Source organism: Mesorhizobium sp. M0001 (assembly GCF_040324255.1).
GTDB lineage: Bacteria > Pseudomonadota > Alphaproteobacteria > Rhizobiales > Rhizobiaceae > Mesorhizobium.
Window position 1 is genome coordinate 99,727 of the sequence record NZ_JAMYVS010000001.1, and the last position, 13,328, is coordinate 113,054.

At 59.1% G+C, this 13,328-nt stretch carries 11 protein-coding genes and 1 pseudogene; 6 read left to right on the forward strand and 6 right to left on the reverse strand.

Annotated elements, in window-relative coordinates; translation table 11 throughout:
• The first annotated feature begins 97 nt into the window (after positions 1-97).
• On the forward strand, positions 98-2,743 hold the full coding sequence (ligD, locus tag NKK50_RS00510; RefSeq protein ID WP_352543009.1) for a DNA ligase D: 2,646 nt from the start codon (positions 98-100) through the stop codon (positions 2,741-2,743).
• Here the strand turns inward: ligD and NKK50_RS00515 are convergent.
• Positions 2,723-3,607, reverse strand: a complete 885-nt coding sequence (locus tag NKK50_RS00515) for an alpha/beta fold hydrolase (RefSeq protein ID WP_023733190.1) — start codon at positions 3,605-3,607, stop codon at positions 2,723-2,725. The two genes, ligD and NKK50_RS00515, sit on opposite strands and share 21 nt — an antisense overlap.
• Before the next feature lie 181 nt (positions 3,608-3,788).
• The gene (locus NKK50_RS00520; protein WP_023729497.1) at positions 3,789-4,259 is read right to left on the reverse strand and encodes a GFA family protein; all 471 of its coding nucleotides are present in this window, start codon (positions 4,257-4,259) and stop codon (positions 3,789-3,791) included.
• 192 nt (positions 4,260-4,451) lie between these two features.
• On the opposite strand from NKK50_RS00520, the gene NKK50_RS00525 reads away from it, so the two are divergent.
• From NKK50_RS00525 to NKK50_RS00535, 3 genes are all read left to right on the forward strand, one after another.
• A complete protein-coding gene (locus NKK50_RS00525; RefSeq protein ID WP_023668054.1) occupies positions 4,452-4,676 on the forward strand; it encodes a hypothetical protein in 225 nt (74 codons plus the stop codon).
• A 284-nt stretch (positions 4,677-4,960) separates the two neighbouring features.
• Positions 4,961-6,454 carry an alpha,alpha-trehalose-phosphate synthase (UDP-forming) gene (locus NKK50_RS00530; RefSeq protein ID WP_352543010.1) on the forward strand — a complete coding sequence of 498 codons (1,494 nt, stop codon included), beginning with the start codon at positions 4,961-4,963 and terminating at the stop codon, positions 6,452-6,454.
• Positions 6,455-7,204: 750 nt separating this feature from the next.
• A complete protein-coding gene (locus NKK50_RS00535; RefSeq protein ID WP_023681159.1) occupies positions 7,205-7,468 on the forward strand; it encodes a hypothetical protein in 264 nt (87 codons plus the stop codon).
• Positions 7,469-7,688: 220 nt separating this feature from the next.
• Here the strand turns inward: NKK50_RS00535 and NKK50_RS00540 are convergent, their stop codons facing one another.
• On the reverse strand, positions 7,689-7,979 hold the full coding sequence (locus NKK50_RS00540) for a hypothetical protein (protein ID WP_031204075.1): 291 nt from the start codon (positions 7,977-7,979) through the stop codon (positions 7,689-7,691).
• A 2-nt stretch (positions 7,980-7,981) separates the two neighbouring features.
• On the reverse strand, positions 7,982-8,536 hold the full coding sequence (locus tag NKK50_RS00545; protein WP_050588792.1) for a response regulator: 555 nt from the start codon (positions 8,534-8,536) through the stop codon (positions 7,982-7,984).
• 158 nt (positions 8,537-8,694) lie between these two features.
• Between NKK50_RS00545 and NKK50_RS00550 the strand changes: the two genes are divergently transcribed.
• Together NKK50_RS00550 and NKK50_RS00555 are read left to right on the forward strand one after the other, a co-directional pair.
• On the forward strand, positions 8,695-11,808 hold the full coding sequence (locus NKK50_RS00550) for a CheR family methyltransferase (RefSeq protein WP_023729494.1): 3,114 nt from the start codon (positions 8,695-8,697) through the stop codon (positions 11,806-11,808).
• On the forward strand, positions 11,805-12,221 hold the full coding sequence (locus NKK50_RS00555; protein WP_081726066.1) for a response regulator: 417 nt from the start codon (positions 11,805-11,807) through the stop codon (positions 12,219-12,221). Before NKK50_RS00550 ends, NKK50_RS00555 begins: the two co-directional genes overlap by 4 nt.
• Before the next feature lie 186 nt (positions 12,222-12,407).
• On the opposite strand, the gene NKK50_RS00560 is transcribed toward NKK50_RS00555, so the two are convergent.
• The gene (locus NKK50_RS00560; RefSeq protein WP_023687844.1) at positions 12,408-12,653 is read right to left on the reverse strand and encodes a hypothetical protein; all 246 of its coding nucleotides are present in this window, start codon (positions 12,651-12,653) and stop codon (positions 12,408-12,410) included.
• Between the two features lie 89 nt (positions 12,654-12,742).
• Positions 12,743-13,145: pseudogene (locus NKK50_RS00565) on the reverse strand (SDR family NAD(P)-dependent oxidoreductase); the annotation flags it as partial.
• Positions 13,146-13,328: the final 183 nt, after the last annotated feature.

Genomic DNA, 13,328 nt, shown 5'->3' on the forward strand with positions numbered 1-13,328 from the left:
CGGAAAAGCAGCATCGGCGTCGTCTCGGCTATGAACCGAACCAAATCTCACCCACTGCGTTGAGTCCCGGCGTTGCGTCATTAGTCGGGGCACTTCCATGAAAACGGGCGAGCTTTCAACCTACCGGGCCAAAAGGGATTTCGCGAAGACGAAAGAGCCCAGCGGCGAAAGCTCGATTGCGGGTTCGAACCGACTCCGGTTCGTCATCCAAAAACACGCGGCCACGCGGCTGCACTATGATCTTCGCCTCGAGCTTGGCGGGGTCTTCAAATCATGGGCTGTGACCAAAGGTCCATCACTGGATCCTCACGACAAACGACTTGCCGTGGAGGTTGAGGATCACCCGCTGGAGTACGGCGACTTCGAAGGCACGATTCCCAAAGGACAATATGGTGGCGGCACGGTGCAGTTGTGGGATCGCGGATATTGGGAACCGGAAGGCGCCATGTCTCCCGAAAAGGCGTTGGAAAAAGGCGACCTGAAATTCACGCTGCAGGGCAAGCGCCTGCATGGAAGTTTCGTCCTAGTGCGCATGAAGCATGACCGCAATGGCGGGAAGCGGACCAACTGGCTGCTGATCAAACACCGCGACAAATACGCGACAGAGGGCAATGGCGATGCGGTGCTGGCTCAGGATCGATCCGTCGCCTCGGGTCGGAGCATGGAGAGGATTGCAGCGGGGAAGGGGGCAGGTCCGAAGCCGTTCATGATGAAAGGTTCATCGTTGGCCGATGCGGATGCCGTTTGGGACAGCAAGCGCGGCCATGCGGCCGACAAGCGCGCCGCTAGGTCGGCAAAGCCTGCTCCGCGGCCGAAGCGAGCCGGTCCTGCCTCAGCGGCGAAGATGCCCGACTTCATCCCACCACAGCTTTGTGCAACGCTTTCCCGGCCGCCGGCCGGGACGAACTGGGTTCACGAAATCAAGTTTGACGGTTATCGCGTCCAGTTGCGCGTGGAAGACAAGGACATCGCCCTTAAGACCCGCAAGGGTCTTGACTGGACGGAGAAATTTGGCGCCATCGCAAAGGAGGCCGCCAGCCTCCCCAACGTCATCATCGACGGCGAAATCGTAGCGCTTGACGAGAACGGCGCGCCCGATTTTGCCGCACTGCAGGCGGCGCTGTCGGAGCGCCGGACGAAAGACCTGATCTACTTTGCTTTTGACCTGCTCTTCGCAAATGGCGTCGATCTGCGAAAGATGCCTCTCTCACAACGGAAGGAACGTCTGAGCGAGATGCTCGGCGAAGTCGATCGCGGCGCGCAAAATCTCATCCGCTATGTCGAGCACTTCAGCAATGGCGGCGACGCGGTGCTGCGTTCTGCCTGTCGCCTTTCGCTTGAGGGGATTGTCTCCAAAAAGGCCGATGCAACCTATGTTTCGGGGAGGACGGACACCTGGGCAAAATCGAAATGCCGCGCCGGGCATGAGGTGGTCATCGGCGGCTGGTCGACGACCAACGGCAAATTCCGGTCATTGCTCGTCGGCGTCAATCGCGGTGAACATTTCGCCTATATCGGCCGTGTGGGGACCGGATTCAGCGAGGCAAAGGTCAAGCAGCTGATGCCGAGGCTGCAGGAGATGAAAGCCGCGACGTCGCCGTTTACCGGCGATGGCGCACCGAAAAGGAATTCAACCGTCTTCTGGACGAAGCCGGAATTGGTCGCGGAAATCGAGTTCGCCGGCTGGACCGGGGGTGGCAATATCAGGCAGGCCGCCTTCAAAGGCCTGCGTGAAGACAAGCCCGCAAAAGACGTCGAGGCCGAGCGTCCAGCCGATCCTCAAGAGACGCCGATTGCCGACCCTGCCAAGGTGACTGGCAAGACAGGAAAAAGCCCGGTTGTCATGGGCGTCATCATTTCCAAGCCGGACAAGCCGCTTTGGCCGAATGCCGGCGACGGTCAGCCCGTCGACAAGCTCGATCTTGCAGAATATTTCGAGACCGTTGGCCCCTGGATGATCAGACATATCAAAGGTCGTCCCTGTTCACTCGTGCGCGCGCCGGATGGCTACGCCGGCGAGCAGTTTTTCCAGCGCCACGCAATGCCAGGCACATCCAATCTGCTGGAACTGGTGAAAGTCTTCGGCGACCACAAACCGTATCTGCAAATCGACCGCGTCGAGGGTCTGGCCGCGATCGCCCAGATAGGCGGCCTTGAGCTTCACCCCTGGAACTGCCAGCCGGGTCATCCCGAAATACCTGGCCGACTTGTCTTCGACCTTGACCCCGGTCCGGAAGTCCCTTTTGCGAAGGTGGTCGCGGCAGCCAAGGAAATGCGCGATCGTCTCGAAGATCTGGGCTTGGTGAGCTTCTGCAAAACCACGGGCGGCAAAGGCTTGCATGTCGTGACGCCATTGGCGGCCGAACGCAGCAAGACGACATGGGCCGAGGCCAAGGCCTTCGCAAAGGCCGTCTGCATCCAGATGGCGGCAGATAGCCCGGATCTCTACCTCGTCAACATGGCCAAGAAGCTGCGGACATCCCGGATTTTTCTCGACTATCTCAGGAATGATCGCATGGCGACAGCCGTCGCCCCTCTCTCCCCTCGCGCCAGGGAAGGCGCGACTGTATCCATGCCGCTGACTTGGAGTCAGGTGAAGGCGGATCTCGATCCGAAAAAATACACCGTTCGCACGGTCCCGGGCCACCTGAAAAAGACCGTCGCCTGGGCTGACTACGATGATGGCGAACGGTCGATCAGCAGTGCCATCAAACGGATTGGTTCAGCAAAGCTCGCCGCATGACGACGTCGGTTCGCGCAAGAACGCCATGACAGCTGCGGCTACCGCGTCGGCTGCTTCTTCGGCCATATGATGTCCGCTTTCGATCGGTTGGCCCTTCAGTTCGGTGGTCCAGGGTCGCCAAACATCGAGCACGTTGCCGTAGAGTGCCTCAAGGTCATCGCGGGCGGACCAAAGCGCCAAGGTCGGGCACGCGACCCGGCGACCAGCTTTCCTGTCGTCGGCATCGTGCAATTGGTCGATGGCCAGACCTGCCCGATAGTCTTCAAGCATGCCGTGAACAACATTCGGATCGTGGATTGCGTCCTTGTAGTCGACATAGGCCTCAGCCCCCATGGACTCGGCTGAGCCGCCATACCATGCGTCAGGATCGGCCATAATTGCGCGTTCGGGCTTGTCCGGCTGTGCGAAAAAGAACCAATGCCACCAGAGCTTCGCAAAGCGGGCGTCGCAGCGTTCGAGGGCTTCCAGGATAGGGACGCTGTCCATGACGATCAGATGGCTGATCGCCGGCGGGTGATCCATGGCTGTTCGGAACGCTGTGTAGCTGCCGCGGTCATGGCCTGCGATGGCAAACCGGCGAAAGCCGAGATGTCCCATGAGAGCAATGCAGTCCCTGGCCTTGGCACGCTTGGAGGATCCAGCATGATCCACGGCGTCCGCCGGTACCGAGGACTGGCCAAAGCCCCTCAGATCGGGGCAGACAACTGTGTGGTCGGCGGCGAGAAGTGGGGCTACCCGGTGCCAGGTAACGTGCGTCCGAGGATGGCCATGCAGCAAAAGAAGCGGCGGGCCTGAACCTCCATACCTGACTCGCAGTGAGGACTCGGGCAGATCCACAGTCTCTAGCTTGAATCCTTCAAACATCCGCTTCTTTGTCGTCAGACTGTGAAAACAAGTCCCCCATGTCCATCTTCAACCCACGCCGGTGAAATTGGTTTCGGGCATTTGTCCGTTTGGAGATCTCTCTCATTTCAATGGTTCGGCCGCGTTCCGCCAGCCCTGGCGCTGGCTTGCAGGTACGACGCCCGAGATCCAGCCTCCTGCCTCACCGGTCTCTGGGATTGCCCAGGGCGGGGTCGCGCGCTCGGGTGTAGCCCTCGACGCGAGGCAAACCGTCATCCATCCTGATGAACGGCAGTCGCATTTCCCAATAGGCCTGGGCTTGGGGATGGAACTTCTCGGGCGCGTCCATGAATCCGATCGAGATGTAGAACTCGTTTGGCAAGCCTTCATCGGTGTACCCAATCGAGGTGCCACATTCCGAACAGAAGGAGCGCACGACGCCCCTGGTTTTCGAGAATGTTTTTGGTTTTGGGCCGAGCCAATGGACCTGATCTGGACGATAGCCAATCCAGATCGTCAGTGGGCTGCCGATCGCTCGTCGGCAGTCATCGTCGTGGTCGAAACAAATCCAAAAGGGATCGCCACTGAATTCAGCTGTGATGGCTCCGCAAAAGCAATGCCCTCGATCAATCCGGGCCGGTTTTCTGATCGTCGTTCGGGGTTTGTCGTCCATGGTAATCTTCCGGCCAGCATGGTGGCGTAACGCCGCAGACGGCAAGCAGTTCCTTTGGACGTCACAGAGCCGCAGATGCGCGCAACCGGCGGGCTGCTCGTCAATATCATTTGAGGCAGATCAGGCCTTAATTTGTTGGGAACATTTTTTCAGGTCCGCACTTTGTTCGCCGTCTGACCAAAGGAGGCGACCTTGAAAACACGACGCATCGACAGGGAAAAGATCGAGAGGGCGGATCGAGAAGCCAAGTTGCTGTTGGAAGCGGAGCGGCATGCCAGGGAAGCCAAGACGGCGCGGCTTAGAGAACAGCGACAGTTGTTGGAGGCATCGATAGCGCAGACCCCGCCCGCGCCCGTAGCCGCAAAGCAGCCGCCCCGCCAACGAAAGCCGACGCGCAAGGTAATCGAGGTGGACTGACGGTTTGGTCAGTTGGGGCTTTTGCCAAGGTGGGGAGTTGATATGAGGGGATCCGGCGGCATGAATACCAAAGCGGTAAGTCCGGCCGTCGCCAAAGCGGCTGCTCGGCGTGCTGGATCGGGGTCTCATCACCGGTGCGTCCGACGACGATCCTGCGAGAGCCGCTGAAAAAGGCGCCGAGCGGGCCGAGAATGTGATCCAGCGAGTCCGGCTGGACACTTACGTCGGGAACAATCGCACGCGCGGACCGTTCCCCAAGCGATCTTCACGCTCAGGATTTGCTCTTGTTGCAGCGACCGGATGAAATTTTCAACGAGGCCTCGCAAACGGTTGGTGATCCCCTTGAGCGCGACGCCTTAGGTGGGGAGGCTGAGCTAACTGGCGATCGCGCCATCCCGCGTCGTCTGGTTGTCGTCTCGAACAGGCTGGGGAACATTCGCGATCTGTCGCAAGCCGGCGGACTTGCTGTAGGCATCGGGGATGCGTTGGCCGAGCGTGGAGGCCTGTGGCTAGGAGCAAGCGCTGAGTATCAGGACTACGCCGCGAGCGACGAACCGCTGATCCGCTTGGAACGCGTGGGAAAGATCGAGACGGCTGCGCTTACCCTGCCCTATGAGGAGTATTCGCTCTATTACAATGGCTATGCCAACAGCACGCTGTGGCCGCTTTTTCATTACCGACTCGACCTGGTGAACCACCGGGCAGAGTTTCTACACGCCTACCGGCAGATCAATGCGCGGTTCGCGAAGGCGCTCGCAGGACTGCTGTCGGGCAACGACGACCTGGTGTGGGTTCACGACTACCACCTTATCCCCTTGGCCGCCCAGTTGCGGCGGCTGGGAGTCCGGAATCGGATCGGGTTTTTTCTTCACATACCGTTCCCGCCGCCCGACCTGTTTGTAGCCACGCCCGACCATGAAGAACTCATCGATGATCTGCTTCAATATGACGTCGTGGGGTTCCAGACCGAAACGGACGTGGGGAATTTCCGGCGCTCAGTGCAGGCGGCCAACTCCACTACTTTTGATATCAATGGTTCGGCTGAGATGAACGGCCGCACGGTGTTATCGAGGTGTTTTCCGATAGGCATCGACGTCGATTCAATCGCACGCATGGCCAATGAGGCGGCGGAGGATGTGCAGATCGATTCCATGCGCCGCCAGATTCTGGGCCTCAAGCAAATCATCGGCGTCGATCGGCTGGACTACTCCAAGGGTCTCCCCGGCCGCATGCAGGCATTCGCTCGTCTTTTGGAAAGGCATCCGGAACACGAGCGAGCGGCAACCTATTTGCAGATTGCGTCGCCGACGCGCGAGGAGGTCAGCGCCTATGCCGACATCCGGGCCCAGCTTGAGGCAACCGCCGGCGCGATCAACGGAAGATACGCGGATTTGGCTTGGACCCCGATCCGCTACATCCACCGTGCCGTATCACGCTCTCGGCTTGCTGGCCTGTTGCGCGCTAGCCAGGTCGGATTGGTCACGCCCCTGCGTGACGGAATGAACCTCGTCGCCAAGGAATACATAGCCGCGCAGGACGAAGCCGATCCCGGAGTGCTGGTATTGTCGCGTTTTGCAGGTGCGGCCGAAGAACTTGCCGAATCCTTGATCGTGAACCCGTATGCGGTCGACGAGGTTGCCGACGCGATCGCAAAAGCGCTCGCGATGCCGCTTGGGGAAAGAATTGCAAGGCATAGTGCACTGCTCAAGCGCATCACGCACAATGACGCAGCAGAATGGCGGCGGTCATTTCTCGCCACGCTCGCGGGCGAGAACTAGCGCCTGGCATCGATGCCTGAACCCGTCCGTGTGTCACGCGTCCCACACGGTCATAGCCCGGCCATAACCCGGCTTGCCTAGCAGTTCGAAAGGCCTTGAAGCTGATCGTGTATCTTGTCCGTCCGCATCAGAACCTTTTCGCTCGTTTGACGGAAGCGCGATAGCCCGCCTCAATCGGTGGACTATCGAAGGTTCCACGGAACACACCGCCGGTCCGGTCGTTTGGGCTCTGATAGGAGATCTGCGATGACAAGGAACCCCACGCGAAAGGACAGTGATCTCTCTGGAAAAGAGGCAATCAAGTTGGCCGAAGCCACCGACGTGTCACCCGGGCAGGCCAAAGAGCTTGCAGCCGAGCACGGCAAAGACGGCGCCAAGAAGGAAGCAAGAAATTACAAGGCGGAGGGCTGACGATGGCGGCCAGTGGATCCGCAAACGACAGAGACGCACGAGCCACTCTCTACGCACAAGGCGTAATGGAAGCCGAGCGTAAAGCGCGGGAAGAGAAAACGGCGCGATTGCGCAAAGCCCGTTTGGCGCGCGAGGAGATCAATCCGCCTGCACCCGAGCGGAAACCGGCAGTGCCGAATGCGCCAAAGCGGGCCGCCAAACCAGGCAGCCGAAAAGGTGGAGAAGATTAGCTTCAGCTTCTTCGGCTGTGCCGGCGGCACGCGTCGGGGAAGGGCAGACCGTGCGGTCGATCTGCACGATAAATTTGTACCTCATCGAACGACACAAAGGAGTCCAGTGATGACGGAGCATGTGTCCCGGAAGGAAGAACAGCGTGGCACCCGAAATGTACTCGGGTGGGGCGTCGTCATTGCGGCTGTGATCTTCGTCGCCCTGCTAGCCTTCTTTGTGTTCATACCCCTTTCAGGCGGATCGTGGCAGACATCGCCAGTAAAGCGCACCCCGGAACAGAACCAAGGCGGCAATGCCCCCGCCGAGACATCACCCGCGCCCGGCGTTAAAAAGAACCCGCAAGAAAATACCGAGATGCCAGGGCAGCAGTGATCGACCTTGGGCTGCGACCCAAGTCGGCCCTGATTTTCCAGGTCGTCTCATCGGCGCCATGATGGGATCAGGGCTTTCTGGGCGCAGAACGGCTGAGCTATTGAGACTGGCTTTCGCCCACATCGAGCGCTGAAAGATTACCGCACCAGGGGTCTGGCGAACGAGGCGATGACGCCATCGTGGAACTCGAGGCAAATCAAGATGCCTAGCTGCAGGCCGTTCAGTTGGGGTTTTTCAGCTGCTTTGACAACAGCAGTTGCTGCTGCAGCTCAAGGGCGAGTTTCAACAGCCGTTCAGGTGTTTCCTCTTCCGCGATTTCGTCGAGCAACGCTGCGAGTGCGTCGCCCTCAACAGGATCGCGGAATGAGTCAGGTTTGGTTTGCGGAGGTTTGGCCACGACGATTTCTAGCAGGAATGCGGCCGTATTTGCAAGACGAAGCGAAGCGCTCTTGGGGAGGGGTACCGTAGCGGGGGCGGTCGACAGGGCGGCCTGCGGCAAACCATCGGACAATCTTAATTCATGATTCCAGACCTGTCGTTGCGGAGCACCTCCTCCATGAGCGTATTGAGCCATTCGCTCAAGGGAAGGTCATGCCGCGTCGACAACCGCTCCTCCAGCGCCGCCTTCAATGTCCGTTCGACGAGGCGATCGGCCGCCTGTGGGTCGCCCAGCAGCAGCCGCGCGGACAGCCTCAGTTTTGGAAGAGCGCGGAAAACATTGTCTTCACCAAGCGCTGTTGATTGCGCGGCGAGGATCCCGGCAACCGTCCTGAACCCGGCCGGCTTGGAGAGGTTTTGGGTGTATCGGAACCGCTCCGGCAGGGTGATCTGATCGTTTCCGGAGAAGAATACGAACGGGATGCCTCTGTCCGTCAGCTCGTCGGCGAGGGGAAAAACTGTCTCACCGTTGAGGTCGATGTCCAGCACCGCCCCATCCGCTGAATCGATATATCGTCGAGCCCGGCTGACTGACGACACCGGCCCCAAAACGGTCGCCCCACAATCGCTGAAATAAGAGGCAAGTTCGCTTGCCAGCAAGAATTCGTCCTCGACGAGCAGAATTCGCATGCCTAATAACATAGCAGCCCTCCGGGCTTTAAACGGCGGTCGCGTCCATCGGTTCCGTGGCGATCGGCGGTGCGGGATGGGAATTCGACCAGGAACGGTTTACACATTGGATCGAAATCAGCGCTGCCGCGTTGCATTTCACTGAAGCAGGACAATTGATGCAAAAGCTGCCGAGGTTCCCCATAGTCGGTATTGGCGCCTCTGCGGGCGGCATTGCCGCCATGGAAGGATTTTTTCGCGGGATGCCGTCTTCGAGCGGGATGGCGTTCGTGATCGTCACGCATCTTAGCCCCGAACGGGAAAGTCTGCTGCACGAAGTGATTGCGCTTTACACCGGAATTCCGGTTCGTGTCGCTGAAGATGGAATGGGTATCCATCCTGACACCGTCTACGTGATGCCGCACAACGCGATCCTCACCATCGAAAATTCCAGCCTAAAGCTGCGCCAACCGAATTCGGTGTCCAGGGAGCGCAAGCCCATCGATATCTTTTTCAGCGCGCTGGCCGAGGATCAGGGCGAATACGCCGTCGGCGTCGTCCTGTCGGGCGGCGATTCCGACGGTACGTTGGGCATCAAGGCAATCAAGGAGAATGGCGGCCTGACGCTGGCGCAACTCTCCGACGAGTCGGGTCCGAGCAATCCCGACATGCCGCGCAGCGCGATCAGTTCCGGTCTGATCGATATCGCCATCCCAGCCGATGAGATGGGTGCGAAACTCATGGAATTTGCCCACAGCTTTGAACTGCTCGACGAGCTTGAAGCTGACGATGGCAAGGCCAGTGCTTTGAAACTCCGCAAGGGCCAGGAGGAAATCTACGCGATCCTGCGCAGCCATTCGGGACATGATTTCTCGGGCTACAAGGCCAAGACGTTCTTGCGTCGCGTCAGGCGACGCATGCAAATAACGCAGAACACCGCGATCGATGCCTATATAGAGTTGCTTCGTTCAAATGCGGAGGAAGTGCGGTCGCTGTTTCGCGACCTGCTGATCAACGTGACAAATTTCTTCCGCGACACGGACGCTTTCAAGACCCTGGAAGAAACCGTCATCCCCAAACTTTTCGAAGGCAAGGACGCCAACGATACGATCCGCGTCTGGGTGCCCGGCTGCGCAACCGGCGAGGAAGTCTTCTCGATCGGAATGCTGATGCGCGAGCATATGGATACACTTTCGGCTGTGCCGCGCATCCAGATTTTCGCCACGGACATCGATGACGCGGCGCTGGGCATCGCACGTTCGGCGCGCTATCCGGAGTCATTGCTTGCGGGCGTTTCGCCTGGACGTCGCGAACGCTTCTTCAGCAATGACGGCACAAGTTTCATCTTGAGCAAGAGCGTACGTGATCTCTGCATCTTCTCGGCGCACAGCGTCATCCGCGATCCACCCTTCTCGCGCATGGACATGGTGTCGTGCCGGAACCTCCTGATCTATTTCGGCCCCGATGTGCAAAAGCAGGTTATTCCGACCTTCCACTATTCGCTGAAGCCCGGTGGCTATCTGTTCCTTGGCACCTCCGAAAGCATAAGCCAGCATGCCGACCTGTTTGCACCGGTCGACAAGAAACAACGGATCTTCAAGGCACGAGAACATTCGGCGCCGCCGCGGCTGCCGATCTTGTTGAATGCTGCGCCTGCAACCAACTTTTCCAGCGCCAATGACACACATGCCCGCCGCGGCTTGTCTTATTCCCTAAGGCAAACCGTTGAAGCGCAGGTTCTCGAACGCTTCGCTCCGGCTCACGTCGTCGTCAATGGTGATGGAGATGTAGTCTATTACTCGGTCCGAACCGGCAAATATCTCGAGCCGCCGCAAGGGGTGCCGAGCAGACAATTGCTCACAATGGCACGCAGCGGCCTGCGTCTGGAATTGCGCGGCGCTTTGCGGGAAGCCGCCGAGGGCCGGCGCACGGTTGTGCGCGAAGCGATAGCCATTGAAGAAGATGAAGATCGTGTCCAATTCGTCACATTGACGATCGAGCCCTTGACTGATCGCGGCAGCGGCGAGCCGCTGTTTCTCGTCCTGTTCGAGCCGGTGGGCCAGCCGCAGCCCCGGCTGGAGGCTCTAAAGGTTCGACAGCCGGTGGCATCTGGGATTGCTGATTTCGAACGCGAGCTCCGCGATACGCGCGAGCGCCTGCAATCGACGATCGAAGAATATGAGACCGCGTTGGAGGAGTTGAAATCTTCCAATGAGGAACTCGTCTCGGTCAACGAAGAGGCCCAGTCCTCCAATGAGGAGCTCGAGGCCTCCAAGGAAGAAATGCAGTCCCTCAATGAGGAATTGAACACCATCAATGCCGAACTGGTTTCCAAGATCGAGGATCTCGATCGTGCCAACAGCGATCTGAAGAACCTGTTCGAGAGCACACAGATCGCGACTGTTTTTCTCGATACCAAGCTGGTTATCCGCAGCTTCACGCCGGCGGCGTCTTCGTTCTTCAACTTGCTGCCGACCGACATCGGAAGACCGCTGACCGATCTTGCCAGCCGGCTCGATTATCCGCACCTGCGCGACCATATTGCCCAGGTTTTCAGGGCCGGCGAGATGATCGAGCACCAGCTGCCGCGCGATAGCAACGGCATCCACTATCTCGTGCGGCTGATCCCCTACCGCGACAGCGCGCGGAAAATCCAGGGCGTGGTGGTGACCTTTGTCGATGTGACGACCATGGCTGAAGCCGAAGCCCACCAGCGGGTATTGATCTCGGAACTCAACCATCGGGTCAAGAACATGCTGGCTGTTACGGTCAGCATTGCCAGTCAGACCCTGAAAAATGCTCCCTCTTCGGAGGCTTTCGCCGAAGCGCTCATCGGTCGCCTGCGCGCCATGGCGCGGGCCTACGGAGTGCTCTCGCGCGAAAGCTGGAAAGAGGTCTCGGTCGAGGAAATCGTGCGGCAGGAAGTCGAGCCGTTCGGGCTGGAACGCATCAACACCACAGGCGAGGACATTCGCCTCAAGCCTCAGCAGGGCCTGTCGCTTGGCATGGTGATCCATGAACTTGCCACGAATGCTGGAAAATATGGCGCCTTGTCCGTGCCAAACGGCGTGGTGTCCGTGACTTGGTCGGCGTCGGATCACGGTTTTCAGCTCGAATGGTTAGAAAGCGGCGGTCCCGCTGTCAGTCCGCCTGAGAAGACGGGATTTGGTCTTTCGCTGGTGAAGGGCGAAATTGAGTATCGGCTTGGCGGAAATTTTGAAACATCTTTCGGTTCCGATGGTTTGAGCTTGCGGATTGAGTTTCCGTTTGATCATCGGGAGAGCGAAACGTGACTGCATCTCGTATCCTTATCGTCGAAGATGAATGGCTGGTCGCGGAGGAGCACCGCGCAATTCTGGAAGAGGCCGGCTTCGCCATCGCCGGGCCAGTGCCGTCCGTTGCTCGCGCGAAAAAGCTGATCGAGAGTGAAGTCATATCTGCCGCGGTCCTGGACATTGGTCTCGGCGGCGAGACCAGCGCTGCCCTTGTCCCTCTTCTAGCGCAACGCGGAATTCCGTTTGTTTTCGTCAGTGGGTACACAACATCCGACATTCCGCAGGATTTGCGTCATCACAAGATGCTGTCAAAACCCGTGTGGGCTGCCGCGCTGGTCGAGGCCGTGCGAAATATGCTCGGTGTTCAACCGACGTCTTTGGCAAGACGCCAGGACAGCGGAACGGTGCCAACCCAACGAGAAGCCCGGTAACGCACTTCTCGTGTGACAAAGACACTGGTTTTTCACCAGATATGCGACGACATTCGGGTCCAGGCCCGAGACGGCGTCGCCAGCAGGTGCCTGCGATCCGGCCGGCACGATTGACATGCTCCCGGTCTGGCGTATTCCAGAGCTGGGCTTGGCGACCGCGCGACGATTGGTCAGGCGATGAGCCTATCAAACGACGGGCAGTTCGCCCTCGGTTTGCCTCGCGTCGAATAGGACGCCAAGGCCGTAAGTGACGGCGCCAGCGGCTATCATTTCTGCCAACGCTGCGCTTGACACCGGGCAATGCGGCATGACCGCCTTGATCGCGAGTTCGGCATTCGCGATCGACACGAAATCGTGCCGTCGCTTACGGGTCTCCAGATATTGTTCGATCAACATCTGCAGTCGCCTTCTTTCTATTTCATCGCCAGCCATTGGTTCCTCCTGTAGACAGTCTGAAAGCCCACCACGCCTAAGGAGCGGTGAGCTCGGCGCCCCTTTTTGAGGACCGTGGACTCTAGTGAGCGGGCAGCGTTGCTGACCAGGATGTCGAGACCGCCGAGGGGCGTTGCTGCTTCATCGGCCAGCTTTCTGCAAAAGGCCTCATTGCGGATATCGCCGGCAAGCCTTTTGACCTGCCGCTTTTATTAGGTCCACCAGTTCGTCGGCGTCTTCCTGTTCTTCGGGGAGGTAGCCGAAAGCAACGTCCGCACGCTCGCGCGCGAATGCAATCGCCGTCGCACGACCAATACCGGAATCGCCGCCGGTTATCAGCGCTTTGCCACCGGCAAGCCTGCCTGATCCCTTGTAGGTCGTTTCGCCGTGATCCGGGCGCGGCACCATCTTGCTCGCCAACCCCGGCCACTTCTGTTCCTGTGGCTTGAACGGCGGCTGGGGATATTGCGTCACCGGATTCTGTTTGAGCATCGGACTCGCAGGGCCTGCTTTAGCAGGCACTGTTCCCGTATCGGCTGACGCCGTGGAAGCATAAGCGGCGAGAATTCCTCCTGCCATGCTTCCGACGACAAGTCTACGCGCTGCATCTGGTACATTGTCATGCTGGTCGTGGTTCATCATGGGCTCGCTTTGACGGCAGGTGACCGTTACGGA